Consider the following 26,197-nt stretch of genomic DNA (forward strand, 5'->3'; position numbering starts at 1 on the left):
TTTCTAGTCTTGCTCTTCTTGCAAGGGATACTTGCGATACGTGTCTCGGATCAGATTGTCCAGGTACGTTCCGGGCTCGTCCACCGCCTCCCGGGGAAGGATGAACTGGGTCTGGCCGCTGCGCTCCGCCACCAGCTTGAACCCGTAATCATAATCCCGCGATATTTCCCGGCACACGGCGCCGGCCGATTTGTTTTCTTCCAAGGCGCGGGCGACGATGGCCGTGATGGCCCGGTCATCGAAATGGATACGATAGCCGTGGCGATCATGAAACTCGTCTTCGAAGACCTTCACCTGGTTGTAGAAGGTGATCATCTCGTCGAAAAGGTCCTCCAGCGGTTCGCCCGTCCTCAGGTGCTGCTCGACCAGAAGATCTAAACGGCTTTGGGTGAAAACGAAAGGATAATTTTGGACATAATGTTTCTTCTTCTTGAACACCTGCTCCCGGACGGCTTCCTTTTCTTCCCGTAAAATCTTTTCGTAGATCCGGCGGCGTTCGGTCCTGTCCGGGTCTTTGAGGATCTTTTCCAGCTCCTGGTCCGGGTTGAGGACCATCTCCTTGCTCACCACCAGGTAGCGGATGGAAGTGGAAGGCAACTTCTTTTCGAATCCCAGCAAGGCTCGCTCGATGACGCTCACCAGGCCCCGGGCCCCGGTCTTTTCCTGGTAGGCCTTTTCCGCCAGAACCCGCAGGGCCTCATCTTCGAATTTGAGATCGATGCCGTAGCAGCGGAAGTCCTCTTTCTTGCCTTGAATGACGGGGTTGTTGGGATTCTTCAGGATCTGGTAGAGGTCTTCCACCTCCAGAGGCTCCAGGACGGCGATCACGGGAAGGCGCCCCACGAATTCGCTCTCAAAGCCGTACTCGATGAGATCTTCCGCCTTGACGTGCTGCAGATATTTGAAATCGTCCGAGCGGCTTTGGACCGAGGCGCGGAAACCCAGGCCCTGCTGGTGGAGGCGCTTTTTGACCTTCTCGGCCAGCCCGTTGAAGGCGCCGCTCACAATGAACAGGATGTTGCGGGTGTTGATCGTCTGCTTTTCCCGCTTGCCCGACTTGCGGTACTGTTCGATGGCCTGCAGCTGGGAGATGGGGTCGTGGGGAACCCGCAGATCCACCTCCGTCTCTTCCATGGGCTTCAAGAGGGCTCGCTGCACCCCGGTTCGGGAAACGTCGGGCCCGATGAGGGCGGACGAAGAGGCGATCTTGTCGATCTCGTCCAGGTAAATGATGCCGTACTGGGCCAGCTCCAGGTCGTCGTCCGCCGCCCGGACCAGATCGCGCACCAGATCCTCCACATCGCCGCCCACGTATCCGGTCTCGCTGAACTTGGTGGCATCGCCCTTGACGAAGGGCACCCCCAGTTTTTGGGCGATGAGCTTGATCAGATAGGTCTTGCCCACGCCGGTGGGGCCGATGAGGATGATGTTGTTTTTGATGCGGCCCACGGCGCTGTCCGGCGTGCGGCGCCGGTGTTCCATCTGCCACTTGATTCGGTTGTAGTGGGTGCAGATCTTGGTGGCCAGAATGGCCTTGGCCTGATCCTGCTTGACCACGTATTGGTCCAGGTAGGCCTGCAGCTCTTCGGGCTTCATATCGAACTGGATCTTTTCCGCCCCCCGCGGCCGCGATGGCTTGGGCTTGGCTTCTTTGGCAGAGGGCATCATCATGGGAGAGATGACTTTGACCGGCCGACCGTACTTCTTGGACAGGTACTCACTCAGCTCTTTTTCCAGCTCTTCCTGATCGGGAAGTTTTTGGAGCTTGTCGCTCATGATTCACCTGAATCCCCGTCTGAGTCCAAAGCAATGCATGAAAGGGCGTCCGCTCGTGACTCGCCAGCACGCCCATTTCCATATAAACACTTGCCCCCTCCTTTTCAACCGACGCCCCCTCGCCGGCCCGGGTCCGGCGGCATCTGCATGCGGCCAGGCCCCTGGAAAAAAGCAAAACCCACCGCGACGGGTGGGTTTTGCTCAGGAGAAGCGCTGGGGACTCGGCGGTGGCGTTGGATCATTGCCACAGCTTTTCGTTTCCGCTCACCTTTCGGACCAGTTCCCGATAATCCTTGGCTCCGGGCGACCCCGGGGCGTATTCGTAGATGGTCTGCCCGTGACCGGGGGCTTCGCTGAGCCGCACGTTGTAGCGCACGGGCGGGCAGAGCTTGCTGTTGAAATGGGCTTCCAACTGGGAATAGATCTCTTCGGACTGCTTGACCCGTTTGTCCATGAAGGTGGGGACCACGTACTTGAGGCTCAATTCCTTGTGATAGGCCTGCACCGAGGCCAAGCTGCGGCAGAATTCCAGCAGCCCCTGGATGGCCATGGCCTCCAGGCTCACGGGAATCAGGACCTCGTTGGCGTAGAAGAGCACGTTGATGGTGAGGACGTCCCAGCCGGGGGAGGTGTCGATGATGACGTAGTCGAACCGGTCGTCGTAGGGCGAGAGGGCCTCGCTGAGCATCATTTCGCTGCGGAAGTCCTTCCTCGCAATGAGCCGCTTGACGCCCGCCAGTGATTTCCCTCCGGCCAGAAGCCACAGCCTTTCCCGTGCTTCCAGCATGCAGTCCTCGGGAACGACTTCCCCGGTCATGAGCTCGGTCAGGCCTGCTTTGGGCTTCACGCCGAGCATGTAGGCGGCCTGGCCCTGAGTGTCCGTATCCACCAGCAGGACCTTGTGGCCCGCCAGGGCCAGACCCGCGGCCAGGTTGACGGCCGTGGTGGTCTTGCCGACGCCCCCCTTGCTGAGGGAAACCGCGATGCGCCGCATCTTTGGGCCGCCCCTGTCTCCTCCCTTGGGATCCTGTGTCTGGGCGTCCTGCGGGCGGGGAAGGGGAAACTTGTGGCCACAGTAGATGCACTTGGCGGCCTTGACCTTGTCGGACAGGCGCGCTTCGTCGATCTTGTGCTGTCTCTTACAACTTGGGCAAACGATAATCATTTTTGACCCTCGCCGTGTTTCTTTCTGCCGGCCTTTTCCTGGGCCCGGGCGTGCTGTGCCTGGAGGGAGCCGATGAGTTTAACGAGTCGGCTGGCGCGGCCTGAACGCTCCAGATCCTGGATGGCTGTCTTGAGAGCCAATTCCACGATCAGCGATTTGGATACGATGGGGCGGCCCGATTCTCCCGAGAGCTCTTTCAAGGTCTGCTGGGCCTCGTCCAGTCTGCGCAGCAGCACCTTGGTCAGATAGTAGGTGGCCTTCTTCTTGGGGCGTGGAGCCCGCGGGGGGCGAGCCTTGGGGGCCTTCTTGGCCGGATCGGGAGAGGCGGCACGCTGTTCCAGGCGCTTCAAATAGAAGGCAAGCCGTTCGATGAGGTCGTTTTCCCGGGTCGTGACCTGGGGGGCGTTTCCCTGCAGGAGCTCGGTCATGATATCCGGCTTGTGGTCTTTGGGTTCCGACACCAGGTTCCCTCCGCTCTGATGGTAGCCTATCTGTTCCAAAGGGAGCAATTCCAAGCCCATGGCCGTTTTCCTCTTCGTTCGATCCGGAGCACGCCCCGATCCAAATGGCCCGCGGGGCCTGCCGTCAGCGGGTTTAGCGCTTGGCAAAAAAGCGCTCCCGGGCTTCCCGCACAAAGGTCTCGACGAACAGTCGGTCTTCTTCCGATTCAAACTCCAGGGCCAGCCCGCACAGCACGCCCCCTTCCTCCAGCGGGGTCACGTGCCGCACCACGGCAGCCGCTCGGATCCGTTGCTGGCCGTAGTGGATCTGGAGATCGGTGAGTCGGTCTCCCGGACTGAAGGGGCCGTCTTGCGCGCTGAAGAGGCCCAGGCCGTGTTCGCTGATGTTGGCGACGGAAAAGGGTGAATCACCGATAACGGCACGCACCTCGATGTCCTCTCCCACAGGAACCCTGAAGGTTTCCCTGACGAGACCTTCTTCCGGCGTGACGCCTTTCAACGTGAGGATCTCTTCCAATTCCTCCAGTTCGGACAGAATGGATTCCACGCCCGTGCCTTCCGTTCGTTTGGTTTGTGCCTTGTCGTCCATGTGCGCTTTCCTTCAAGGAATCGGCCGTTGGAGCGGCCAAGGTTGTGACGATGGGGTCCTGGAGCCATTAGCCCTTCCACTGACTAACTTCGGATCTTTCATGCCATTTCTTTAAGAAAATTTGTCGGGTGCGGCCTTCCGGGTCGTGTTGCGAAAGCCCAGGTCATGTGCTACAAGTCAGCCACCTTTTGGAATCCGGAAAAGACAACTGGGGCGGCTGCCCGCCGATGGATTGGATGATAGGGGAAACAGATCATGGAGATGCGATACAACCCGAAGGCAGTGGAAGAAAAGTGGCAGGGCTACTGGGAGCGCGAACAGCTCTTTTCCGTGCAGGAAGATCCCGATAAGAAGAAATTCTACCTGCTGGAGATGTTCCCTTATCCGTCGGGCCGGATCCACATGGGCCACGTTCGCAACTACTCCATCGGAGACGTGGTGGCCCGGTTCCTCTCCATGCGCGGTTACAACGTGCTCCATCCCATGGGCTGGGACGCCTTCGGAATGCCCGCGGAAAACGCCGCCATCAAGGCCAAGACCCACCCGGCCAAGTGGACCTATGAAAATATCGACTACATGCGCCGTCAGCTCAAAAAGCTCGGCCTCTCCTACGATTGGACTCGGGAATTGGCCACCTGCGACCCGTCCTACTACCGATGGGAGCAGCTCTTTTTCGTCAAGATGTTCAAGAAGGGACTGGCCTACAAGAAGAAGTCCTACGTGAACTGGTGCGGAACCTGTCAGACGGTGCTGGCCAACGAGCAGGTGGAAGACGGAGCCTGCTGGCGCTGCGACCAGCCCGTCGTTCAAAAGGAAATGGAGCAGTGGTTCTTCAAGATCACCGACTACGTGGAGGAACTGCTCGAGTATCTGGACAAGCTGCCTGGCTGGCCCGAACGGGTCCTGACCATGCAACGGAACTGGATCGGCAAAAGCTTCGGGAGCACCATCCACTTCCCGCTGGAATCGGGAAAGGGGAGTATCCAGGTCTTCACCACCCGGGCGGACACCCTTTTTGGAGCCACCTTCATGAGCCTGGCGCCGGAACACCCCCTGGTGGACGAGTTGTGCCGGGGTACGGAACAGGAAGAGACGGTGCGGGCCTTTGTGGAGCGCTCCAAGCAAGCCAAGCGCGGAGAAAGGGCCGCGGACCTGTTGGAAAAGGAAGGGGTCTTCACCGGAGCCCACTGCATCAATCCCATGACGGGGGCCAAGATGCCCATCTTTGTGGCCAACTTCGTCGTCATGGAGTACGGCACGGGGGCCGTGATGGCCGTTCCCGCCCACGATCAGAGGGACTTCGAGTTCGCCAGAAAATATGACCTTCCCATCAAGGTGGTGATCAAAGCAAGCGAAGACGCTCCGGTGCCGGAGCCGGCCGCCCTGGACCAGGCCTTTGAAGAGGACGGCATCCTGGTGGATTCCGGGGATTTTACCGGCATGACCTCGGCTCAGGCGCGGGAGGCCATCACCCAGGCCCTGGAAGCCAGAGGTCAGGGGGAACTCACGGTGCAGTATCGGTTGCGCGACTGGGGCATTTCCCGCCAGCGCTATTGGGGGGCGCCCATCCCGATCATCTACTGCGATGAGTGCGGCACGGTGCCCGTGCCCGAAGAGGATCTTCCGGTCGTGCTGCCTCTGGACCTGGACATGCCCGAAAGCGGTGCATCTCCGCTGCCCCTGAGTGAGGAGTTCGTCCGCACCACGTGTCCCCAGTGCGGGAAGGCGGCCCGCCGGGAGACGGATACCATGGACACCTTTGTGGAATCGTCCTGGTATTTTGCCCGCTTCGCCTGTTCGGACTACGACCAGGGGCCTCTGGATCCCCAGAGGGTGGGCTATTGGATGCCCGTGGACCAATATATCGGCGGGATCGAACACGCCGTGTTGCACCTGCTCTACTCGCGCTTCTTTACCAAGGTGCTTCGAGACATGGGCTACCTGCAGGTGGACGAACCTTTCACCAACCTGCTGACCCAGGGCATGGTGATCAAAGACGGCGCCAAGATGAGCAAATCCAAGGGCAACGTGGTCGATCCGGACGACATGATCCGGGCCTACGGAGCCGACACCGTCCGTCTGTTTTGCCTGTTTGCCGCCCCTCCCGAAAAGGAACTGGAGTGGAGCGATCAGGGTGTGGAAGGAGCGTCCCGGTTCCTGGGGCGCGTCTGGCGCCTGGTCCACGACAACCTGGAAGGCCTCCAGGCCGCAGCGCCCTACGATGGCCGGGCGGAAGTGGGGTCGACCTTGCAGGCCCTGCACCGCAAGACCCACCAGACCATCAAGAAGGTGACGGAAGACATCGAGCAGCGCTTCCACTTCAATACGGCCATTGCGGCCATCATGGAATTGGTCAACCAGATCTATGCCGTCCAGGACAAGGCGTCCCAGGATCCCGCCTATTGGCCGGTGATGCGTGAAGCCGTGGAAACCGTGGTGGTGCTGCTGTCTCCCATGGCGCCGCACATCGCCGAAGAGCTCTGGGAGCGCCTGGGCCGCCGGCCCAGTATCGCCAAGGTTCCCTGGCCCACCTGGCGGGAGGAGTCCCTCAAGGCCGAGGAGATCCTGATCGTCGTGCAGGTGAATGGAAAACTCCGCGGGCGTCTGACGGTTCCCGCCGACGTCACCAACGAAGACCTGGAAAAGGCGGCGCTGGCCGATCCCAAGGTGCAGAGCTTCATCGAGGGGAAAACGGTCCGGAAGGTCATCGTGGTACCCAAAAAGCTCGTGAACATCGTGGTCTAGTCGGCTTGCGCTGCAATGAGGGCGTTCGTCCTTTCCTCGGGGTCCCGTGGCCTTTGGCGCCATCTGCCAAGAAACGGGAAGCCCGGGTCCCTGCGGCTTGAGATGGAAGACAGCCTCCGAGGCATCTGGAAGGGGGGTCAGACGCCGGTGGGAGCGGCCGCGGTCCGGAGGTTGGTAAAGCCGGCTCGTGCCGGGGGATCGACCGGCCGCTGGACGGGCGGTTGGGGAGGAAAGCCGTGACAACGTTTGGTCGAGTCCTCTTCGTGAGTGTTCTTCTCCTCCTGTGCGGTGGATGCGGCTACCATTTTGCCGGAGAAGGAAGGGGCCCGGAGCCGGGGATCACCTCGGTGGCCATACCCGTTTTCGAAAATCTGACGGCCGAGCCGGGCCTGGAGCCCATTTTCACGGGGGCGCTTCGTCGGGAATTCCTTCTCAGGAGCCGGATCAAGCTGGTTCCCCGCCGGCAGGCCGACGCCGTCTTTCTGGGGCGCATCACCCGGCTGTCCACCTCATCGGTGGCGCACCGCCAATCCCAGGACACGACCCTCACCCGCCTTGCCGTCACAGTGGATGTGCGCTGCGTGGACGAACGAACCCAAACCGTGCTGTGGCAGGCCCGTTCGCTCACCTACTTCCAAGACTATCTTCAGGATTCGGATCCGATGGTGAGCTTCCAAAACCGGCAGGAAGCGCTGAAGACCGCAGCCAGGGACCTGGCCGTGCGGATTCACGACCGATTCTTGAGCCGCTTCTGAACCTTCCAATGGACAGCCGAGCCTTCATCGAAAGCCTCCAACAGCCACCCACCCGGCCGGTCTATCTCTTCAAGGGCGCCGAACCGTTTCTGATGGATCAGGCGTGGCAAGCGCTTGTGGAGGCCTTGGGCCGTTCGGTCAAGACCGGGCGGATCAAGGGCGAGCGCTTTTCGGCCAAGGATGTGTCGGCAGCGGATGTGGCGGAACGCCTCCGCACCTTGTCGGTCTTTACCCCCTTGCGGGTGGTGCTTGTGCGCGATGTGGAGGCGTGGACCAAAGACCAGCGTGAGATCCTCCACGGGTACCTGCGCAAGCCAAACCCCCGGTCCTGCCTGGTCCTCAGCGTGGCTCCCAAGAAGGCGTGGAAGGAATTGGAGCGGCTGGTGCAAGCACACGGCGCGGTGGTGGATTTCAAGGGGCTGAACGAAAGACAAATCCCTTCCTGGGTGCGGGACCGGGCGGCGTCCCAGGGCAAACGGATCTCTTTGACCACCGCCGGTCTTCTGGCGGCCAAAGTGGGGACAGATCTCCAGGCCCTGGAAAGGGAGCTGGAAAAGCTGAGCCTCTATGTGGGGGATCGTCCGGAAATCTTGGACGGGGATGTGGATGCGGCCGTTGCCCACCGGCACAGTGACAACATCTTCAAGCTGATGGACTACGTGGGTGAAAAACGTCCGGCCGAAGCCTTTCTGTGCCTGCGCGGCCTGCTGCAGGCGGGCGACGCCCCCTTGAGCATCCTGGCCCTGCTGGCACGGCAGGTCCGTCTGGCCTGGCAGGTCAAAGACGGCTTGGAACGCGGGCAGACCGTGGCGCAGCTGGCAAAAACCTTGCGCCTTCCCCCCTTCGTGGTGGAAAAGCACGCTCGCCAGGCCCAGCGGTTTTCTCACCAGGCCCTCGGAGCCTTGCACAGCGCCCTTCTTCATGTGGACCTGCGGCTGAAGACCACCGCCCTGGACCCGGAAAAGGCTCTGGAAAGCCTCATTTACCGGTTCTGCACTTAAGAGACTGCCTGAGAACGCCAAATCATCCATTTGGGCCAACGCCATTTCGAACACTTAGCATAGCCAAAAGTTCTAAAATCGGCATTTTCGGACAGACTCCTGGGGGCATGATGGGTGCCTAAAAGTTCCCCTTTCCTGGTGGGAGGGGTTAGGGGAGGGGGTCGGATGGTAGGAAGGGGCCATCTTTTGCCCTTTTTGAGCAGGGGGGATGGAGATGGGCAGATTGGAACACCCCCTCCTAACCTCCATCGAGGGGGAGGGATTTGTGGGTTGGAACGTGGCTCCGCCCGGTGGGCGGGATTTCTGGGGGCCTAAAAGTTTCCCGTCCTTAACGGGGGAGTGATGGGCGCCAAGAAGCTGTCTGACAATAGCCTCTCGGTCTTTTGTGGCTTCTGGCCAGTTGAAATTTCACCGGCTTCGTGGTGCTTTTGGAATTCTCAGACAGTCTTGTGGGATCGGGTTCCGAACCCGCCCTTGTCAGGCTGTCTGCCAGCTCCGAAAGATCGCAAGGCGCCGTGGAATTTCAACGAGTTGGAAATCCCCCAAAAGACCGAAGAGCCATGGTCGGACCGACTCCTGGCTCAGCCGCCGGCGCCATGGGTCCCACCCAGGGATCGGCCGGAAAAAGAAAAACGGACGCGCCCATCGGGCGCCGCCCGTTCCATATTCAGTGGGTTCGCATCCCACGCGGTTCGCGAAAGCCTAAGCGCTTTGAGCCGCCTTGAGAGCGTTGACCCTGCGAGCCAGGCGGGAAATCTTCCTGGCAGCCGTGTTTCTATGGATCGTGCCTTTGGATGCCGTCTTGGCGATGATGGAGCTGGCTTCCCGAAACCGCTGTTCGGCCAGTTCCAGGCTTTGAGTCTTCAGCGCTTCTTCCAGGGCCTTGATGGCCGTCTTCATGCGGGTCTTGCGGGAACGATTCCGCATCCGCCGAACCTCGTTTTGCTTTGCGCGTTTGAGTGCCGATTTGTGGTTAGCCAAAACCCCTACCTCCTTAAGCTGCTCACCCTCTTCGTGTCAGTGCCCGTTTTTCGTCCCCGAATCTTCGCACAGGGAACACGGTCTTGTAGCGGTTGCCTTCCAAATTGTCAAGCCCTCTCCACTTGGATCGTGCGGCAAAATATCTCCCAGGCCGCCCCTCAGGGACGAACCTCGATCACCTCAAGATTCCGAACACCCTTGGGGGTCTGAACCTTCACCTCATCGCCTTCTTCCTTGCCGATGAGCGCTTTGCCCAGGGGCGAGGTCACAGAAAGGGTCCCCGCTTGAATGTCCGCTTCGTAGGGACCCACGAGCTTGTAGGCCACCTCTTCGCCCGTGTCCAGGTCTTCCACCACCACGGTGAGCCCGAACATGGCCTTGCCGCCGTTGCGACCCGGTTCCACCACTTCACATTGCGACAATTTGGTCTGAAGGTCGGCGATCCGCCCCTCGATGAGGGCTTGCTTCTCTTTGGCCGCTTCATATTCGGCGTTTTCGCTCAGATCACCGTGTCCCCGTGCCTCCTCGATGGCTCGGATGACCTTCGGGCGTTCCTCTTTTTGGAGTCGCTGTAACTCCTGGCGCAATCGCTCGTAACCTTCCCGCGTAATGGGAACTCTCTGCATTTCTTGCCTCCAAGATCTTCAAAGTGTCCCTCCGTTTATAGTCATTGACGGGGGGTGTCAAGATGAATTGGATTTGGACTCCCTGTCGCCCCTGAATCGTGCTAAATAGACAAGGATGAAGTCGAGCCCTTTGTGTGCCCACCGATTTCGAGGAGCATTATGGCATTCGTAAGAAAAGACTTGCTGGGAATCCGGGATTTGAGCTCGGAGGAGATCCAGACGATCCTCGATACGGCCGAATCCCTTCGGGAGATCAACCTGCGCGAGATCAAAAAGGTGCCGACCCTGCGGGGCAAGACGGTGGTGCATCTCTTTTACGAGCCCAGCACGCGCACCCGAACGTCCTTCGATGTGGCGGCCAAGCGGTTGAGCGCGGACACTTACAGCATCGCCACCTCCACCAGTTCCATGGTCAAAGGGGAGACCTTTCTCGACACCATCAAGAATCTGGAGGCCATGGGGCCGGACGTCTTCGTGATCCGCCATTCGGCATCGGGAACCCCGCACCGGATCGCCGCTCGCACCTCTGCCTCGGTCATCAATGCCGGGGACGGCATGCACGAACACCCGTCCCAGGCCCTGCTGGACATGCTCACCATACGTCAGAAAAGGGGCAGATTGGAAGGGCTCAACGTGTTGATCGTGGGCGATATCGCCCATAGCCGCGTGGCCCGCTCCAACATCTGGGGCCTCACCAAGATGGGGGCTCATGTCACGCTGTGCGCTCCGCCCACCCTTCTGCCCGCGGAGGCGGCGTCCCTGCCGGTAAGGGTCTCCCACCAGCTGGACACGGTCCTGGGCGCGGCGGATGTGATCATGGTGCTGCGGTTGCAAAAGGAACGCCAGGGCCAGGGGCTGTTGCCCTCTTTGCGCGAATATGCCGTCTTTTACGGGTTGGACCGAAAGAAGTTGGAAAAGGCCAGAGACGATGTGCTCATCATGCATCCCGGCCCCATGAACCGCGGCGTGGAAATCAGCCCCGACGTGGCGGACGGGCCCCATTCGGTGATCCTGGATCAGGTGGCCAACGGCGTGGCGGTGCGCATGGCGCTGCTCTATCTTCTGGTCCACAGGGAGGTGCCCCCCGTGCGGGGCTGAACACGGGCGATAGGGGGAGTGTGGGCTTCCGGCGGCCCGTCTCAGAGCGAGCAAGGAGAGCTTTGTCAGCGCTTGGACGTGGCCCCGGTGGGAAGGAGGGCCCATGGGCCGGACGGGGGCCGGTCGGAGCTAAGAAAAGATCAACGCGAGGGCGAACACGTGAAACAGGCAGACTTGATCTTGCAAAACGCGCGCATTTTGGATCCGGAGCGTGGTCTCGATACGGTGGGTGATGTGGTGATTCGCCATGGCATCCTGGAGACGGTGGGATCCCGGGCACCGTCGCCCGAGGAGTGTCCGGATCTGGAAGTGATGGATGCCGGCGGCAAATGGGTGGTGCCGGCTTGGGTGGACATGCACGTGCACCTTCGTGAGCCGGGAGAGGAATATAAGGAGACGATCGAGACCGGGACTGCGGCGGCGGTGGCCGGCGGTTACGGCGCGGTGGCTTGCATGCCCAACACCCGCCCGGTGAACGATACGGCGGCCGTCACGGACTTTATTCGGCGCCGGGCGCGCCAAGAGGGGTATTGCCGGGTCTATCCCGTGGGAGCTATCAGCAAGGGCCTGGAGGGCAAGGAGCTGGCGGAATTCGGAGAACTTCGCCAAGCGGGAGCCGTGGCCGTGAGCGACGACGGTCGGCCGGTGATGGATTCCCTGTTGATGCGCCGGGCACTGGAGTACGCCCAGGCCTTCGATCTGGTGGTGATCAGCCATGCGGAAGACCTCCATTTGGCCCAAGGGGGCCTCATGAACGAGGGAGCCGTCTCCACCCGGCTGGGACTTCGTGGGATTCCAGCGGCCTCGGAAGCGGTCATGGTGGCTCGGGATCTTTTGTTGGCGGAACTGACGGGTGGGACCCTGCACATCGCTCATGTGAGCACCGAGGCCTCGGTGCGTCTGATTCGGGACGCCAAGAGCCGGGGCGTTCGGGTCACCTGCGAGACGGCGCCTCACTACTTCACCCTGACCGATGCCTCCCTGGAGGGGTTCGACCCCGTCTTCAAGGTGAATCCGCCGTTGCGTTCCCAACGGGACCTGGAGGCGGTGCGCCAAGGGCTGGCCGATGGCACCATCGATGTGGTGGCCACGGACCATGCCCCCCACAGTTCCTTGGAAAAGGATACGGAATTCGAATACGCGGCCAACGGGATGATCGGCCTGGAGTCCGCCCTGCCGTTGGTGCTGCAACTGATCCGGGACGGCATCGGTGGGCCGTTGGAGATCCTTGCCAAGGTCACCTGCAACCCGGCCAGGATTCTGGGGATCCCCATGGGAAGCCTTCGGGCCGGGACGCCGGCGCACCTGACCCTGATCGATCCGGAACAGGAGTATGTGATCGACGCGGGGACGTTCCATTCCAAGGCTCGCAATTGTCCCTTTCACGGGTGGCCTGTCAAAGGGCGGGCGATCTTGACCATCGTGGACGGTGTGGTGCGCTATCCCTTCTGACGAGGAGAACATGACGGATTTGACGGGATCTCGGATCCTGGTGGTGGATGATGAGCGGAGCATGCGCGAGTTTTTGGAGATCATGCTCCAAAAGGACGGCTACGAGGTCCACTGCGCCGGAAACGGCGTGGAGGCCGTGGAGTTGCTCAAGGAGCGGTCCTTCGATCTGGTTATCACCGACATCCGCATGAAGCCCGTGGACGGCCTGGAGGTCCTCAAACAGACCAAGAGCCTGTCTCCCGCCACCGTGGTCATCATCATCTCTGCCTATGCCAGCACGGAAACGGCCGTGGCCGCCATGAAAGAGGGCGCCTACGACTACCTGCCCAAGCCCTTCAAGATCGACGAGATGCGCCATGTCATCCGAAGCGCCTTGATGAGCCGCGGTCAGGACGCTCCGCCACGCCCCCGCCAGGGGCCGCTCTACTTCGGATGTCTCATCGGCGAAAGCCCCGCCATGAAAAGGGTCTACGAGCTGATCCAAAAGGTTTCGGCCACCAACAGCAACGTCCTCATCACGGGCGAAAGCGGCACGGGAAAGGAGCTGGTGGCCAAAGCCATCCACGGACAGAGCGACCGGGCGAAAAAGCCCTTCATCCCGGTCAACTGTGCCGGCGTGCCGGAATCGCTCATCGAGAGCGAGCTGTTCGGCTACCGCCGGGGGGCCTTCACCGGGGCGGGAGCGGACCGTAAGGGCCTGGTGGAGGCCGCCGAAGGGGGTACGCTCTTTTTGGACGAGATCGGAGAACTGTCTCCCACCCTGCAGGTGAAGCTCCTGCGCGTGGTTCAGGAAAAGACCATTCGCATGGTTGGGGATACCACGGACATCCCGGTGGATGTGCGCATCATTGCCGCCACCAACAGGGACCTGGAACAGATGGTCATTGACGGTCGGTTCCGGGAGGATCTCTACTACCGGATGAACGTCATCCAGATTCGCTTGCCGCCCCTGCGGGAACGACGGGAAGACATTCCCCTGCTTGCCGATTACTTTCTGGCCAAGTTCTGCCGGGAATTCGGAAAGGACATCCGGAAGGTCTCCTCGTATGCCATGGATATCCTGAAGCGTTATGACTTTCCGGGAAACGTGAGGGAGCTGGAAAACATCATCGAGCGCGGGGTGGCCCTGGAATCGTCCAGCATCATCTTGCCGGAAAGCCTCACGTTGGCCGCCCACAAAAGGGCGCAGCAAGACCGGGCGGAACCGCACGGGCCCGTTCTGCCGCCCGAGGGCCTGGACCTGGACGCGTACCTGGCCGATGTGGAAAAGGAGCTCCTCGTCCAGGCCCTGGAAAGAAGCGGGGGGGTGAAGCAAAAGGCGGCGCAGCTTCTGGGCTTGAGCTTTCGTTCCTTCCGTTATCGTCTCGCCAAGTACAGCCTGTCCTCCGGTGAAGAAGCGGAATGAGGACGCAAACCGCCTTCTGCCTTCACCAGCCCATGGTCAAGAAGCAAGCGTAGGTCAATCCCGAAAGGAGCGTGAGCACGGAAATGGCCGTGGCAGCCAATTCCGGGTCACCACCTCCCTCACAGGACATGATGTAGGTGACGGTGGCGGGAGGGGCGGCGAGAAGGATCAGGGCGGGAAGACGGAATTCGGCGGAAACGTCCATCCAGCCCATCAGCACCAGGCCCACAAGAGGCAGAGCCAAGAGCTTGAGAAGGCCGATGCCCAGGACCGCTCCCATCCATTTCCGGGCCGTTCTGAAAGAAAGGGAGGCTCCGATGAGCAGCAGGGCCATGGGAAGAGCCATGCCGGAAAGGATCTCCAAGGATCGGGAAAGGGCCCCGTGAAGAGGGATGCGAAGAAAAGAACAGACAACGCCCGCCAGGACCGATAGGATGATGGGATTGGTCGCCATTTGGCGCACCAGGTTTTTCCGTTGGAGCGGGGGAGCCCCTGTGGACCCGGCCTGTTTCAAGGGCTGGAAGGCATATACGCCGATAGCCAGCAGGTTCTGGGCTACAATGAGAAAACTGCTGAGCAGCGCCGTCTGGGCAAAGGCCCTTTCGCCCAGCGCGTAGTAGGCGATGGCGTAGGCCATGTAGCCGAGATTGCCGTGGAAGGAGCTGTGCAGGAAGGTTTTTCGCGACGGAGAGGTCAGGGCCAAAGGGTGGGCCGCCGCCAGGGAGACGGCGAAATGGATCGCCAGGGCTCCCAGGATGCTTAGCACGGCTTGGGGATCGAAGTTCTGGGAAAAGGACGAACGGGCCACCTTGTGGAACAGCATGGCCGGCACGGCCACATAGAATACCAGGCGGTTGGCCGGTTGGATGAAAGACGGCCCGATGAAGGCGCGCCGGGTGAGCAGATAACCCAAGAGGATGAGGGAAAAGACCGGGACGATGTTGTTGACGAAGACGGAGAGCATGGCAGGCCTCCAACCGCGAAAAGACGCGGCGAAAAGGGAACGGCGAAAAGCCTTGACCTTTCCTTAACCGGGTTTTAATAGTCTCCAGACACTGAGAAATAAAGCAATTTTAGAATGCGTACGGAGTGGATTCGATGGTCAAGGACGTAGACAAAGACGGATTGATGGACGATTTCGAGGACGACAGCGTGGATCTGGACGGCGGGGAGGACCTGAATTTCGAGGACGGAGAGGAGGATCTGATCCTCGATGACGAGGAGGATCTCATCCCTTCCGTTCTCTATAAAGGGATCACCAAACCCAAGACGGAAGACGACTGGCGCCAGCTCTTATTGGAGGCCAGTGCGGACGGCGTGCCCGAATACCGCATGGAAGACACCTACAAGGAGGGGGACCTGATCCTCCACCCCGTGTTCGGCCTGGGGGTGGTGAGCAAGGTGATCACCGCCAAGAAGATGGAAGTGGTCTATGACACCACCAAGAAACTCATGGCCATGAACGTTCAGCCGCCGGCTGCCCATTAGCCGGCTGCGAAGCCCTCGCCTTTGCCAAGAGCCTCCCGATTCCGGGAGGCTCTTTTGATTTTCCGGCAAAAGCAGGAATGCCATCGGCGGGCCCGTCTCCAGCAAATGGCCCGGAAACGCCCAGGTTGGTCCCTTGTTGTACGGACGGAAGCTTGGGGCTACCGTCCGGGGCCGTGGTGCCGGCCCGGCGTTTCAGCCGTAGGAGTGGGTTCCAAACCCGCCCCACCAAGGCGGTCTGAGAATTCAAAAAGCACCACGGGGCCGTTGCCATTGCAACGGCTCAGAAAGCCCCAAAAGGGCGAGAGGCCATTGTCAGACAAGCTCCTGGGACCAAGGAGAGGTGGCATGCCGAGCTGGCGTTGTCGGGCGCAGGCCCCCCCTTGAGGGGCGTTGGCATGGCTCAAGGCTATTGGTCGCGCAACAGGGGCGCCAGTCCGGATCGGACCGCTTCCAGAAGAAAGGTGTGGATGGGCGGGGACCCGGCCACAATGTGGCCTGTTTCCACATGGGTCGATCCTCCCCAAAAGTCGGACACCCGTCCTCCGGCTTCCTCCACGAGAAGGGTCCCGGCGGCCACATCCCAGGGCTTCAGTCCCATCTCCCAAAATCCGTCCAGGCGACCGGCCGCCGTATAGGCCAGGTCCAGGGCGGCGGAACCGGCCCGCCGGACACCGCTCACCTCCCTGAAGACCTTTTGGAAAACCTGGAGGTAGGGGTCCAGCAGCTCTTTGCGGCGGAAAGGAAAACCGGTGCCCACCAGGGCTTCCGCCAGGGATCCGGGCTGACGAACGCCGATCGGGCGGCCGTTGAGGGTGGATCCCTCACCCCGGACCGCCTCGAAGAGTTCCCGCCGGAGCGGGTCCAGTACCCAGCCGCACACGGGAACTCCTTCCACGACAAGCGCCATGGAGACGGCGATCATGGGAAAGCCATGAATGAAATTGGTGGTGCCGTCCAAGGGATCCACGAGCCACTGGACAGGGGTTGGGGCCGAGGTCTTGTCCATCTCTTCGGAAAGGACGTCATGGTGGGGAAAGGCGCTTTGGAGTCGCCCGACGATGAGTTCTTCGCAAAGCCGGTCCACATCGGTGACGAAGTCGAAGGCGGCCTTGTTCTTGACCGTTTCGGGCCCTGAGCCCTCCGCTCGTTTCCGGATCAAAGACCCCGCCTCCAGCACCGTCATTCGCCCCACCTTGACGATGAACTCTATTTCCTCTCGGCTCAGGGAAACGGCGGGCGCCGTGCTGTCTCTTTCCGTCATGCCATCCTCCTTACCTGGTGAAAGTCCGGTGCACCAGCTTCCGGTCTTCCCATTGGCCATCTTCCCGGCGCCGCGGTGATCCGGGCCGCGTTGACAATCCCGGGGGGGCGGGTCATCATGGACGCGGTTGCACAGTGCGAAGGCTGGGGAAGCCGGGCCGCCGCGGGAATGTTTCGTAACAGGATTTGTGCCGGGAGGCAGATTACATGAAGATGGACGTGCATGCCCACATCTTTCCGCCGGAGATGATCCAAGAAAGGGAGAGGTTCTTCCAGGGAGAGCCGGCCTTCCAGACTCTTTACCAGTCTCCCAAGGCACGGCTGGTCAGTGCGGAGACCCTGGTGGAGGCCATGGACGAGGGGGGAATCGATGTAACGGTCGTCTTCGGCTTTCCATGGAGGCAGGAGGCGTTGGCCCGCCGGCACAACGATTACGTCTTGGAAGCGGCCGCCCGCTTCCCCAATCGGCTTCTTCCCATGGTCTGTTTCGATCCGGACGGCTCCTATGCTCTCGACGAGGCGAGACGGGGCCTGGAGGCCGGTGCTGTGGGGCTCGGTGAGTTGGCCGTTTACGAGGCCTGTGTGGAAGAGCGGGTCTTGGCCCGATTTGAAGATTTGGCCGCCTTGTGCCGAGAAAAGGAGGCCGTGCTCCTGGTCCACGCCAATGAGCCCGTGGGCCATGCCTATCCGGGAAAGGCGCCCATGGGCCTCAAGTTCTACTACGAGCTGGCCCGCCGAACCCGGGGGGTGCCTTTGGTTCTGGCCCACTGGGGCGGGGGGCTTTTCTTTTTTGAAAGGCTCAAGAGGGAGACCCAGGAGGTTTTGGCCCACGTGTTCTATGACACGGCGGCTTCGCCGTTTCTCTACCACCCGCAAATCTATCGAGACGCCATCGAAATGGTGGGGGTGGACCGCATCCTGCTCGGGACGGACTACCCCCTGCTTTCCGTGGGAAGGTATGTGCGCGAGATGGGAGATGCGGGACTGGATGAGCCGCTGCAAGCCCGCATTCTGGGGGAAAACGCCGCTCGGCTTTTCGCAAACCGCCTGGCGTAGGGGCTCTCGGCTTGCCGCCGGCCGCATCGTTCTGGCTCTGGAAGAGGGCCCTCACGGCCTTGGCCGCCCAGTGCGCCCTTCCCAGAGCTCCCTTTGGGGGCCTTGAAGGGTAGCCCGACACCTTGCCCGCGAGTGCGCGAAAGGGGTTCGCCATGGAGCGCGGCGGCCAGGTCTTCCCTCAATCCTTTGGACTGGGGGCGGGATCCCGGGGGTGCGGCGAGCGCATGCAGCAGCCCCGGCAGTCAACGTGACCTTCCCGCCTGAGGCCTTTTAGGTGTCGATCAGGCTTTCTTGAAGCAGCTGGAGATCATCCACCTCCTCTTCCAGATAGGCCTTGAGCTTTTTTTTGAGCCGGCTTTCGATCTGGCGGATTCTTTCCCGGCTGATGCCGAATTGGTTGCCGATCTCCTGAAGCGTCATGGGATCTTCCGCCAGGAGGCGCTTGTCGAAGATGACGGCCTCCTTGTCCTTGAGCCCTTCCCGGAAGCGCATCAGCTTTTCATGGAGAATCGCTTTGGCTTCCTGATCGGCCAACTGCTCGTCCACGGGTGTGACCTGGGCCGGGAGAAAGGCCTTGTGGGTGTCGCTGGAATCGTGATCCAACGGGGCGTCCAGGGAGATCTCGCCGCCCGAAAGCCGGACGTCCATCTCGTTGACTTCCGATTCCTTCACGTCCAGCCGCTGGCTCAACAGCTTGGGGGTTGCCTGGATTCCCTGAGCTTCCAGGCGCTCCTTCTCCTTTCGCAGGTTGAAAAAGAGTTTTCTTTGGGCCTGGGTGGTCCCGATCTTGACCAACTTCCAGTTGTCCATGATGAATTTGATGATGTAGGCCTTGATCCAGAAGGAGGCGTAGTAGGAGAACTTGTAACCTCGGTAAGGGTCGAACTTCTTGACCGCCTGCATGAGGCCGATGTTGCCTTCCTGGATGAGGTCCAACAGGTTTTGCATCCAGTTGCGCTGGAAGTCCATGGCGATCTTGACCACCAGACGGAGATTGGATGTGACCAGTTTATACGCCGCGTCCAGGTCGCCCTTTTCCCGGTAGCGGATGGCAAGCTGGGTCTCCTCTTCGCGTGTAAGCAATGGATAACGCTTTATTTCTTCCAGGTAGGCGCGAAGAGCGTCGTAGGGTTGGGGCCACGCCTTTTCTGGCAGCTCGGCCTTCTCTGCTTTCTCATCCGAAATGGGCTCCACAACCTGCGGCTTGGCGTCTTCATCTTTGGGTGCCTTCTTCTTTGCCATCTCTTGTACCCTCTCTTGTGCTTTCTCAATCTGCTTGTCGATCATACTAGCACAATCCGTACGAAACACCACTAAAGCTTGCTTTTTGCCCTGCTGTTTTATATGAAGGTCGCTGTCCTCGATCCGCAGTGCGTGTGACGTCATGGGCGTTTCGGGCAGCAGTCCCAACGGCCTTGGCCGCGATTCGGATCGTCGGGTCTGCACGGGATGCGCCGCGGCGACCACCTGAGGTCCGTTGGCAGGCGCCATGGCGCGGCATCCCTTTCCATCACGCATGGTCCCTGGCCCGCGGGATGCGGGCTTTTGTTAAGTTCCATAATCATGCCGCACATGCGGCCACTCAACAACAGGAGCCAAATGCCTTGATATCCAAGTTGGTGCCGCCACACATCGCGGCCATCGAGCCGTATCCGCCCGGCAAGCCCATCGAGGAACTGGAACGGGAATTGGGGATTGTCGGTTCCATCAAACTGGCCAGCAACGAAAACCCGCTGGGGCCGTCCCCCAAGGCGCTGCAAGCCATCGAGGAAAAGCTGGAGACGCTCCACCGGTACCCGGACGGCAGCGGCTACTATCTCAGAAACCGGATTGCCGAAAAGTTCGGGGTGCCCATGGACGGTGTGGTCTTGGGCAACGGGTCCAATGAGATCATTGAGCTGGTGATCCGAACCTTTGTGCAGCCGGGTTTGGAGGTGATCGTACCCAATCCCTCCTTTCTGGTCTATCAACTCAGCGTGCAATGTGTCGGGGGTTCCCTTGTGTTTGTGCCCCTGAGGGATCTGATGATCGACCTGGAGGGGATCCTGAAGGCGATCACCGAGAAGACGCGCCTCATCTTCATCAACAACCCCAACAACCCCACGGGCACGGTTCTGCCCCGGAAGAACTTCGAGGCCTTTCTGGAACAGGTGCCGAAAGATGTGCTGGTGGTGGTGGATGAGGCGTATATCGAATTTGCGGACCCCAACGGGACCTTTTTGGGCTTCGATTACCTGGACCGCCGGGGTCCCTGGGTCGTGGTCACCCGCACCTTTTCCAAGGCCTACGGCCTGGCGGGATTGCGCGTGGGCTATGGGGTGATGGATCCGGCCGTGGCCGACTACCTCCATCGTGTGCGTCAGCCTTTCAATGTGAGCACGCCGGCGCAGGCAGCCGCCTTGGCCGCCTTGGATGACGAGGCCTTCCTGGAAAAGAGCCGCACCTTGGTGCGGGAGCAGCTTCCGTGGCTCTACCAACAAGTGCAGGAGATGGGGCTGGACTTCCAGCCGACTCAGGCCAATTTCTTTCTCATCCGCATGCCCGTGGAAGCGAAGGTGGTGTACCAGGCCATGCTGCAGGAGGGGGTTATCGTTCGGGCTATGAACTCCTATGGCCTTCCACGCCACATTCGGATCAACGTGGGCACACCCCAGGAGAATGAGCGTTTTATCCGAACCTTGCGGAAGGTCTTGAAAGACTTGGGTCTTCAACAGGGGAGCGCCTGACCCATGGTGATTGCAGTGGACGGTCCTGCCGGTGCCGGCAAGAGCACGGTTTGCCGTCGGTTGGCGCAAGCCTTGGGGGTGGCTTACCTGGACACCGGGGCTATGTACCGCGCCGTGGCGTGGGCGCTGGCCCAGTGCGCCATGGACCAAGCGTCTGATCAACGGATGCGACAGGAACTGCCGTTGCTGCCCCTGGAGTTTCTGATTGAAGCCGGACGGCTTCGGATTGACTGGGAGGGAAGCCCTTTGGGCGACGAGCTGCGAAACCCTTCCATATCCCGTATGGCGTCGTTGGTCTCCCAGAGGCGTCCGGTGAGGGACTTTCTGACCCAGAAACAGCGCGCACTGAGCCGCGGCCATGATGTGGTGGCGGAAGGTCGGGATATGACCACCGTGGTCTTTCCCGATGCGGAACTGAAGGTTTTCCTCACGGCTTCCGACCGGGTTCGCGCGGAAAGGCGCTGGAAGGAATATAAGGAAAAAGGCCTGTCGGCGGATTTGGAAGATATTCTTCGCCAGATTCAGGAAAGGGATGCCGCCGACTCCCAGCGCGTGTTGGCTCCTCTCAAGCCCGGAAAGGATGCGATTATCCTTGATACGTCTGAGCTTTCCATCGACCAGGTGGTGGAGCAATTGGTGCGTTGGGCGATGGAAGCGAGGGAAAAAGCGCTGAAACGGGAGGGGAGCCCATAAATTTGCATTGTCAACGGTGCGGGGGTCTGATAGATTGCCGTGCCAGTAAAAAGGGACCCGCGCGCAAGTCTGGGTCGAATCCTGACAAGGGGGTAGTGAGCTAAATGGTCACGAAAGAGACGAACGAAACTTTTGACAACCAGTACCACGAGACAGAAAGCCCAATAGCGGATCGTGCTGCCGGGCTGGATGCCGAAGACATGGAGGAAATGTCCTTCGAAGATCTGTATGAACAGAGCTTCGGGAACATCCAGGAAGGCGAGGTGGTGCGCGGGCGTGTCGTCCAGATTTCGGACGACTACGTGATGGTGGACATCGGGTACAAGTCCGAAGGCGAGATTCCCATCAACGAATTCCGCGATGAGGAAGGCCAACTCATCGTTGGCATCGGCGATGAGGTGGACGTGCTGCTCGAGTACCATGACGACGATGAAGGAACGATCTTTCTCTCCAAGGAGAAAGCTGAAAAGATAAAGGTCTGGGACGACATCAGCCGGATCTACAACGAAGACGGTGTCATTGAAGGGCGGGTCGTATCCCGGGTCAAGGGTGGTCTGGCCGTGGATATCGGGATTCAGGCCTTCGTGCCCGGCTCTCAGGTGGATCTGCGGCCGGTGCGCAACCTGGATTCTTTGATCGGCGAGACCTTCCAGTTCAAGATTCTGAAGTACAACAAGAAGCGTCGCAACGTGGTCTTGTCCCGCCGGGTCATCCTGGAAAAGGAGCGCGAGGAGCTCAAGGCCAAGACCTTGGCGGTCCTGGAAGAAGGCAAGGTCATGGAAGGCGTGGTCAAGAACATCACCGACTACGGGGTGTTCGTGGACCTGGGCGGCATCGATGGTCTGCTGCACATCACCGACATGAGTTGGGGTCGGGTGGGCCATCCTTCCGAGATGTGCCAGATCGGGGACACCATCAATGTGAAGGTGCTCCATTTCGACCGGGAAAACGAACGGGTTTCGCTGGGCCTCAAGCAGCTCCAGCCCGATCCATGGACCAACGCGGCGGAAAAGTATCCGGTGGGCACCAAGGTGCTCGGCAAGGTGGTCAGCCTGACCGACTACGGGGCGTTCGTGGAGATCGAGGAGGGCATCGAGGGCCTCATTCACGTATCCGAGATGTCCTGGACCCGCAGAGTCCGCCATCCGTCCAAGATTTTGAGCGTGGGCGACGAAGTGGAGACCATGATCCTCAGCATCGATCCAGAGCGCAAGCGCATCTCGTTGGGTCTCAAGCAGCTTGAGCCCAACCCGTGGGATGTGATTGCGGACAAGTATCCCGTGGGTACGGTGATTTCCGGAAAGATCAAGAATATCACAGACTTCGGGATCTTCATCGGGATCGATGAGGGGATCGACGGCCTGGTCCACATCTCCGACCTGTCCTGGACCAAGCGCATTCGTCATCCTTCGGAAGTCTACAAGAAGGGCCAGGAAGTGCAGGCCATCGTGCTCAATATCGACAAGGAAAACGAAAGGTTTTCCTTGGGGATCAAGCAGCTTCAGCCGGATCCGTGGGAAAGCGTGCCGCAGCGCTACCCCGTGGGCAGCCTGATCGCCGGGCCCGTGACCAATGTGACCGACTTCGGTCTCTTTGTGGAGCTGGAAGAAGGGATCGAAGGGCTGGTGCACGTGTCCGAAATCAGCAAGGAAAAGGTCAAGAGTCCCGGCGAGGAATACAAGGTGGGGGATCAGGTGACGGCCAAGGTGATCAACATCTCCCCCAAGGAGCGCAAGATCGGTCTTTCCATCAAGCGGGCCGAGGATCAGGATGATCGAACCAATTACCGTGACTACATGAGCAACGCCAAGGCCGCCACGTCCAACCTGGGCGAGCTGCTCATGGGCGAACTGGCTGCTTTGCAAAATGCCGAGAACTCCGAAGACGAATGATCCTGTGGGCGGTGGACCGCCGCCTTTTCCATAGCTTGGACCATCCACCGTGCACCCGGCTTGAACCTTCCAGCCGGGTGCTCTTTTTTCTGGGGAGGCCGCCATGAAAGTGAGAAAGATTTTCTGGTTCCTGATTGTCCTCTTGATCTTCTTCCTCTTTCCCTTCGTCGCTCTAATGGTGTGGTTCGCGCCCGCGGATTGGGACTGGATGGCATCGCCCAACCGCGTGGGGGTGGTGGAGGTGGAAGGAGTGATCAAGGACGCGCGGCCGGTCCTGGAGGCGCTGGTCTCCTTTCGCCGGGACCCCAATGTGCGGGCCATTGTGGTGCGCATCGAATCGCCTGGAGGCGGGGTGGGGGCCAGCCAGGAGATCTACCGGGAAGTGCGCCGCACCGATAAGGTCAAGCCTGTGGTGGCTTCCCTGGGGGGCGTGGCGGCTTCCGGGGGCTATTATGTGGCGTCCGGTGCCCGGACCATCATCGCCAATCCCGGAACCCTCACCGGAAGCATCGGCGTGGTGGCCCATCTGCCCAATCTGGCCTCGCTCTTCCAAAAGGTGGGATACCGGACCGTGACCATCAAGAGCGGGCGCTTCAAGGATGTGGGGAATCCGGGCCGGGAGATGACCGAAGAAGAGCGGGCGTTGCTCCAGGAGACCATGGACACCATGCACGCCCAGTTCATCCGAGACGTGGCCGAAGGCCGCGGCCTGGATGTGGCGAGTGTGAAGCGCATTGCGGACGGGAGGATTCTTTCGGGGGAGGCCGCCTTCAAATATAAGCTGGTGGACGAGCTGGGAAATTTCCAGGACGCCGTGGCCAAGGCCGCGGAACTGGGAGAAATCCAGGGGGAACCCCACGTGGTCTATGCCGAAAAGAAACGGACCTCGCTGTTGCAGTGGATCCTGGGAAAGAGCGGGATCGAGGGGCTCCGCGAGACCCTGGATCCCGCCTTGAACCCTCTGCGCTATCAGCTCATCCTGTCGCCTTGACGAACTGCCCCCCCAAAGGCCTCTGAGCCCCCGGCGCGTTTCGCGGTGACGCCGCATTTTTTCCACCGGGGGAGCGACCTTGGGCGCCATGCGGCCGTTGCCAGTCCCTGCCAGGCGGGCTCATGCAGGGCCTTTCATCCATGGGGGCTCCGAAGGCGAGGCCAGGACGCCGGGCTTGTTTCTCGGTGATGGGTCAGGTCTGGAAGATCTCCACATCGCCGCTTCCCTCACGCAGCACTTCCGGCGTGTCCTCAATGAGGGAAATCACGCTGGAGGGGCGGCCGGGAACGGGTCCTCCGTCCACGATGAGATCCAGGGAATGTCCCAGGATATCGCGTATTTCGTGAGGGGTTTCCAGGATCCGATCGTCTTCCGGGTTGGTGGCGCTGGTGCTGATGATCGGATGTCCCAGTTCTTTTACAATGGCCAGACAGATGGGATGGTCGGGCACCCGGATCCCCACGGCTTTCCTTTTGGTGAGCATGATCCGGGGAACCAGCCGGGAGCCTTCCAGGATAAAGGTGTAGGGGCCCGGCAGGAGCCGTTTCATGGTCTTGTAGGCGTAGTTGGTTACTTGGGCGTATTCGCTGATGTTTTTGAGGTCGCTGCAGATGAAACTGAAGGGTTGGTGAGGAGACCGGCGCTTCAGTTTGTAGATTTTTTCGATGGCATGCTTATCGAACAGATCGCATCCGATCCCGTAATAGGTGTCCGTGGGGTAGGCGATGATCCCTCCTTTGGCTAAGATGTCCACGACCTGTTTCACTTTACGGGGTTCCGGGTGTTGGGGATTGATTTCCAGGATCATAGGCGTCCCTCTCCTGTTTGGGTGGAAGCATGTCTGGAAGGCCATTGGCCAGGACGAAATGCGGCCGCGCCGGCCGATCCCCTCCCGGTAAGGAGAGCACAACGGGGGCTAAAAGGCAACGATGCTTGTGAATCCCAAGGCAGCCGCCCTTTCCGGCCCATGCCATGCCGCCCTGGACGTGGGGTCCCACACCATTCGGGTCCTGGTGGCCCAGGTGCCCGAACCGGGGGTGCTGGTTCCACTCATCAACGAACGCCACATCGCTCGTTTGGCCAAGGGGTTCTCGGAATCCAGGGGGCTTTCCCCGGAGGCCATGGCCCAGGGCCAGGCGATCCTCCAGGACGTGGGGGAGCGCCTGAGCCGTTTGCAACCCGGCACGCTCCGTTCGGGTGCCACGGGCGTGGTGCGGAAAGCCGCCAACGGACAGGACTTTCTCGACCGCGTGGCGGAGGCCACGGGCCTGCGGATCCCGATCCTCACGGAACAGGAGGAGGCTCTCTTGTCCCTGCGGGGCATGCTGGGCGTTCTTCACCGGCCGACGGGGCCGGTCCTGGCCTTCGATCTGGGGGGAAGCTCCACCGAATTCGGGTTGATCCAGCCGGGGACCTCATCCCCCTGCTGGACCACGAGCCTTTTCATGGGGGCGGCGGTCCTGACCCACCAATTCCTGGCAAAAGCGCCGGCTTGCCCGGCCGCCTTGGAACAGGCCCGGCTGCATGTGCGGCGGCTTTTGGATCCGGTGCGCCACGTCGTGCGATCCATGACGGGCGAAGGATCGCCGCGGGACCCATCGATGCCTTCTCCGATCCTGGTGGGAACGGCGGGGACCGTGACCACCCTGGCGGCCATGGCTCTTGAGATGAGCCAATACGTTCCTTATCGAATCAACAACAGGAAGCTTTCCTCTCGGTGGGTCTCCCGAACGGTGGCCCGATTGGCGGCCATGGACCTGGCGGAGCGTCGTGGGATTCCGGGGCTGGAAGCCGGGCGCGAAGACATCATCTTGGGCGGGGCCTTGATTGTGGACGAGATCCTGGCGGCTTTAGGTGCGTCGGAATTGGTGGTCACCGACGCCGGCCTATTGGAGGGCCTGCTTCTGGACGGCATCTCCGGCCGGGATGTCCCGTCCGGTGAGGGGGTCGATGCCTTGACATGGGAATTCAAATGGGATTAAAGGGCGCGCAACACCGAAGCGCTAAACCTTCTTCCGCCTTCACACATGGAGTGAA

Annotated in this window: 23 protein-coding genes; 13 read left to right on the forward strand and 10 right to left on the reverse strand. The window is 60.6% G+C overall.

Annotation, left to right across the window (positions count from 1 at the left end):
- Nucleotides 1-3: 3 nt before the first annotated feature.
- The 4 genes from B9A12_RS10530 to B9A12_RS10545 form a co-directional block, all read right to left on the reverse strand.
- Nucleotides 4-1,776: an AAA family ATPase gene (locus B9A12_RS10530; RefSeq protein WP_084057860.1), complete on the reverse strand. Its 1,773-nt coding sequence runs from the start codon at nucleotides 1,774-1,776 to the stop codon at nucleotides 4-6.
- Nucleotides 1,777-2,014: 238 nt separating this feature from the next.
- Entirely contained in the window at nucleotides 2,015-2,941 is a 927-nt protein-coding gene (locus B9A12_RS10535; protein ID WP_084057861.1) for an AAA family ATPase, read from the reverse strand.
- Entirely contained in the window at nucleotides 2,938-3,462 is a 525-nt protein-coding gene (locus B9A12_RS10540) for a hypothetical protein (protein ID WP_084057862.1), read from the reverse strand. The genes B9A12_RS10535 and B9A12_RS10540 overlap by 4 nt, the downstream gene beginning before the upstream one ends.
- A 73-nt stretch (nucleotides 3,463-3,535) precedes the next feature.
- Entirely contained in the window at nucleotides 3,536-3,991 is a 456-nt protein-coding gene (locus B9A12_RS10545) for a PilZ domain-containing protein (protein WP_084057863.1), read from the reverse strand.
- Between the two features lie 255 nt (nucleotides 3,992-4,246).
- Here B9A12_RS10545 and leuS point away from each other — a divergent pair, with 255 nt between their 5' ends.
- The 3 genes from leuS (at nucleotide 4,247) to holA (ending at nucleotide 8,492) form a co-directional block, all read left to right on the forward strand.
- Nucleotides 4,247-6,736: a leucine--tRNA ligase gene (gene leuS, locus B9A12_RS10550; protein ID WP_084057864.1), complete on the forward strand. Its 2,490-nt coding sequence runs from the start codon at nucleotides 4,247-4,249 to the stop codon at nucleotides 6,734-6,736.
- A gap of 236 nt (nucleotides 6,737-6,972) precedes the next feature.
- Nucleotides 6,973-7,491, forward strand: a complete 519-nt coding sequence (gene lptE, locus B9A12_RS10555; RefSeq protein ID WP_170920536.1) for an LPS assembly lipoprotein LptE — start codon at nucleotides 6,973-6,975, stop codon at nucleotides 7,489-7,491.
- Nucleotides 7,492-7,499: 8 nt separating this feature from the next.
- Nucleotides 7,500-8,492: a DNA polymerase III subunit delta gene (gene holA / locus B9A12_RS10560; RefSeq protein ID WP_084057866.1), complete on the forward strand. Its 993-nt coding sequence runs from the start codon at nucleotides 7,500-7,502 to the stop codon at nucleotides 8,490-8,492.
- A gap of 702 nt (nucleotides 8,493-9,194) precedes the next feature.
- Here the strand turns inward: holA and rpsT are convergent.
- Nucleotides 9,195-9,473, reverse strand: a complete 279-nt coding sequence (gene rpsT, locus B9A12_RS10565; RefSeq protein ID WP_084057867.1) for a 30S ribosomal protein S20 — start codon at nucleotides 9,471-9,473, stop codon at nucleotides 9,195-9,197.
- Nucleotides 9,474-9,631: 158 nt separating this feature from the next.
- Nucleotides 9,632-10,099 (reverse strand): transcription elongation factor GreA, encoded by a 468-nt coding sequence (gene greA / locus B9A12_RS10570; RefSeq protein ID WP_084057868.1) that lies wholly within the window; start codon nucleotides 10,097-10,099, stop codon nucleotides 9,632-9,634.
- Nucleotides 10,100-10,258: 159 nt separating this feature from the next.
- On the opposite strand from greA, the gene B9A12_RS10575 reads away from it, so the two are divergent.
- The 3 genes from B9A12_RS10575 to B9A12_RS10585 all read left to right on the forward strand — a co-directional run bounded on the left by B9A12_RS10575 (nucleotide 10,259) and on the right by B9A12_RS10585 (nucleotide 14,054).
- Entirely contained in the window at nucleotides 10,259-11,197 is a 939-nt protein-coding gene (locus B9A12_RS10575; protein ID WP_084057869.1) for an aspartate carbamoyltransferase catalytic subunit, read from the forward strand.
- 159 nt (nucleotides 11,198-11,356) lie between these two features.
- Nucleotides 11,357-12,649 carry a dihydroorotase gene (locus tag B9A12_RS10580; RefSeq protein ID WP_084057929.1) on the forward strand — a complete coding sequence of 431 codons (1,293 nt, stop codon included), beginning with the start codon at nucleotides 11,357-11,359 and terminating at the stop codon, nucleotides 12,647-12,649.
- Between the two features lie 10 nt (nucleotides 12,650-12,659).
- Nucleotides 12,660-14,054, forward strand: a complete 1,395-nt coding sequence (locus B9A12_RS10585; protein ID WP_084057870.1) for a sigma-54-dependent transcriptional regulator — start codon at nucleotides 12,660-12,662, stop codon at nucleotides 14,052-14,054.
- 22 nt (nucleotides 14,055-14,076) lie between these two features.
- Here B9A12_RS10585 and B9A12_RS10590 read toward each other — a convergent pair whose 3' ends face one another.
- Nucleotides 14,077-15,018: an AEC family transporter gene (locus B9A12_RS10590; RefSeq protein WP_084057871.1), complete on the reverse strand. Its 942-nt coding sequence runs from the start codon at nucleotides 15,016-15,018 to the stop codon at nucleotides 14,077-14,079.
- A 134-nt stretch (nucleotides 15,019-15,152) separates the two neighbouring features.
- Between B9A12_RS10590 and B9A12_RS10595 the strand changes: the two genes are divergently transcribed.
- Nucleotides 15,153-15,542 (forward strand): hypothetical protein, encoded by a 390-nt coding sequence (locus B9A12_RS10595; protein WP_084057872.1) that lies wholly within the window; start codon nucleotides 15,153-15,155, stop codon nucleotides 15,540-15,542.
- A gap of 406 nt (nucleotides 15,543-15,948) precedes the next feature.
- Here the strand turns inward: B9A12_RS10595 and B9A12_RS10600 are convergent, their stop codons facing one another.
- Nucleotides 15,949-16,803, reverse strand: coding sequence for an inositol monophosphatase family protein (locus B9A12_RS10600; protein ID WP_212636908.1), 855 nt, complete (start codon nucleotides 16,801-16,803; stop codon nucleotides 15,949-15,951).
- A 206-nt stretch (nucleotides 16,804-17,009) separates the two neighbouring features.
- Between B9A12_RS10600 and B9A12_RS10605 the strand changes: the two genes are divergently transcribed.
- Nucleotides 17,010-17,858: an amidohydrolase family protein gene (locus B9A12_RS10605; RefSeq protein ID WP_084057873.1), complete on the forward strand. Its 849-nt coding sequence runs from the start codon at nucleotides 17,010-17,012 to the stop codon at nucleotides 17,856-17,858.
- 270 nt (nucleotides 17,859-18,128) lie between these two features.
- On the opposite strand, the gene B9A12_RS10610 is transcribed toward B9A12_RS10605, so the two are convergent.
- The gene (locus B9A12_RS10610) at nucleotides 18,129-19,100 is read right to left on the reverse strand and encodes an RNA polymerase factor sigma-32 (RefSeq protein ID WP_084057931.1); all 972 of its coding nucleotides are present in this window, start codon (nucleotides 19,098-19,100) and stop codon (nucleotides 18,129-18,131) included.
- Between the two features lie 362 nt (nucleotides 19,101-19,462).
- Between B9A12_RS10610 and hisC the strand changes: the two genes are divergently transcribed.
- From hisC to sppA, 4 genes are all read left to right on the forward strand, one after another.
- A complete protein-coding gene (gene hisC, locus B9A12_RS10615) occupies nucleotides 19,463-20,584 on the forward strand; it encodes a histidinol-phosphate transaminase (RefSeq protein ID WP_245802419.1) in 1,122 nt (373 codons plus the stop codon).
- Between the two features lie 3 nt (nucleotides 20,585-20,587).
- On the forward strand, nucleotides 20,588-21,277 hold the full coding sequence (cmk, locus tag B9A12_RS10620) for a (d)CMP kinase (RefSeq protein ID WP_084057875.1): 690 nt from the start codon (nucleotides 20,588-20,590) through the stop codon (nucleotides 21,275-21,277).
- Nucleotides 21,278-21,381: 104 nt separating this feature from the next.
- A complete protein-coding gene (locus tag B9A12_RS10625) occupies nucleotides 21,382-23,169 on the forward strand; it encodes a 30S ribosomal protein S1 (RefSeq protein ID WP_084057876.1) in 1,788 nt (595 codons plus the stop codon).
- 103 nt (nucleotides 23,170-23,272) lie between these two features.
- Entirely contained in the window at nucleotides 23,273-24,160 is an 888-nt protein-coding gene (gene sppA / locus B9A12_RS10630; RefSeq protein ID WP_084057877.1) for a signal peptide peptidase SppA, read from the forward strand.
- 193 nt (nucleotides 24,161-24,353) lie between these two features.
- Here sppA and B9A12_RS10635 read toward each other — a convergent pair whose 3' ends face one another.
- Nucleotides 24,354-24,968, reverse strand: coding sequence for an L-threonylcarbamoyladenylate synthase (locus B9A12_RS10635; protein ID WP_084057878.1), 615 nt, complete (start codon nucleotides 24,966-24,968; stop codon nucleotides 24,354-24,356).
- Nucleotides 24,969-25,089: 121 nt separating this feature from the next.
- Here B9A12_RS10635 and B9A12_RS10640 point away from each other — a divergent pair, with 121 nt between their 5' ends.
- Complete coding sequence (locus B9A12_RS10640; RefSeq protein WP_084057879.1) at nucleotides 25,090-26,142, forward strand: Ppx/GppA phosphatase family protein; 1,053 nt, start codon at nucleotides 25,090-25,092, stop codon at nucleotides 26,140-26,142.
- Nucleotides 26,143-26,197 lie beyond the last annotated feature (55 nt).

It is taken from the genome of Desulfacinum hydrothermale DSM 13146 (assembly GCF_900176285.1).
Classification (GTDB): Bacteria; Desulfobacterota; Syntrophobacteria; order Syntrophobacterales; family DSM-9756; genus Desulfacinum; species Desulfacinum hydrothermale.

What these genes read in the sequence shown, in the direction of transcription:
- B9A12_RS10530 (WP_084057860.1), bottom strand. Translation starts at nt 1,776, where the DNA reads ATGAGCGACAAGCTCCAAAAACTTCCCGATCAGGAAGAGCTGGAAAAA.
- B9A12_RS10535 (WP_084057861.1), bottom strand. Translation starts at nt 2,941, where the DNA reads ATGATTATCGTTTGCCCAAGTTGTAAGAGACAGCACAAGATCGACGAA.
- B9A12_RS10540 (WP_084057862.1), bottom strand. Translation starts at nt 3,462, where the DNA reads ATGGGCTTGGAATTGCTCCCTTTGGAACAGATAGGCTACCATCAGAGC.
- B9A12_RS10545 (WP_084057863.1), bottom strand. Translation starts at nt 3,991, where the DNA reads ATGGACGACAAGGCACAAACCAAACGAACGGAAGGCACGGGCGTGGAA.
- leuS (WP_084057864.1), top strand. Translation starts at nt 4,247, where the DNA reads ATGGAGATGCGATACAACCCGAAGGCAGTGGAAGAAAAGTGGCAGGGC.
- holA (WP_084057866.1), top strand. Translation starts at nt 7,500, where the DNA reads ATGGACAGCCGAGCCTTCATCGAAAGCCTCCAACAGCCACCCACCCGG.
- greA (WP_084057868.1), bottom strand. Translation starts at nt 10,099, where the DNA reads ATGCAGAGAGTTCCCATTACGCGGGAAGGTTACGAGCGATTGCGCCAG.
- B9A12_RS10575 (WP_084057869.1), top strand. Translation starts at nt 10,259, where the DNA reads ATGGCATTCGTAAGAAAAGACTTGCTGGGAATCCGGGATTTGAGCTCG.
- B9A12_RS10585 (WP_084057870.1), top strand. Translation starts at nt 12,660, where the DNA reads ATGACGGATTTGACGGGATCTCGGATCCTGGTGGTGGATGATGAGCGG.
- B9A12_RS10590 (WP_084057871.1), bottom strand. Translation starts at nt 15,018, where the DNA reads ATGCTCTCCGTCTTCGTCAACAACATCGTCCCGGTCTTTTCCCTCATC.
- B9A12_RS10595 (WP_084057872.1), top strand. Translation starts at nt 15,153, where the DNA reads ATGGTCAAGGACGTAGACAAAGACGGATTGATGGACGATTTCGAGGAC.
- B9A12_RS10600 (WP_212636908.1), bottom strand. Translation starts at nt 16,803, where the DNA reads ATGACGGAAAGAGACAGCACGGCGCCCGCCGTTTCCCTGAGCCGAGAG.
- B9A12_RS10605 (WP_084057873.1), top strand. Translation starts at nt 17,010, where the DNA reads ATGAAGATGGACGTGCATGCCCACATCTTTCCGCCGGAGATGATCCAA.
- B9A12_RS10610 (WP_084057931.1), bottom strand. Translation starts at nt 19,100, where the DNA reads ATGGCAAAGAAGAAGGCACCCAAAGATGAAGACGCCAAGCCGCAGGTT.
- cmk (WP_084057875.1), top strand. Translation starts at nt 20,588, where the DNA reads ATGGTGATTGCAGTGGACGGTCCTGCCGGTGCCGGCAAGAGCACGGTT.
- B9A12_RS10625 (WP_084057876.1), top strand. Translation starts at nt 21,382, where the DNA reads ATGGTCACGAAAGAGACGAACGAAACTTTTGACAACCAGTACCACGAG.
- sppA (WP_084057877.1), top strand. Translation starts at nt 23,273, where the DNA reads ATGAAAGTGAGAAAGATTTTCTGGTTCCTGATTGTCCTCTTGATCTTC.
- B9A12_RS10635 (WP_084057878.1), bottom strand. Translation starts at nt 24,968, where the DNA reads ATGATCCTGGAAATCAATCCCCAACACCCGGAACCCCGTAAAGTGAAA.
- B9A12_RS10640 (WP_084057879.1), top strand. Translation starts at nt 25,090, where the DNA reads ATGCTTGTGAATCCCAAGGCAGCCGCCCTTTCCGGCCCATGCCATGCC.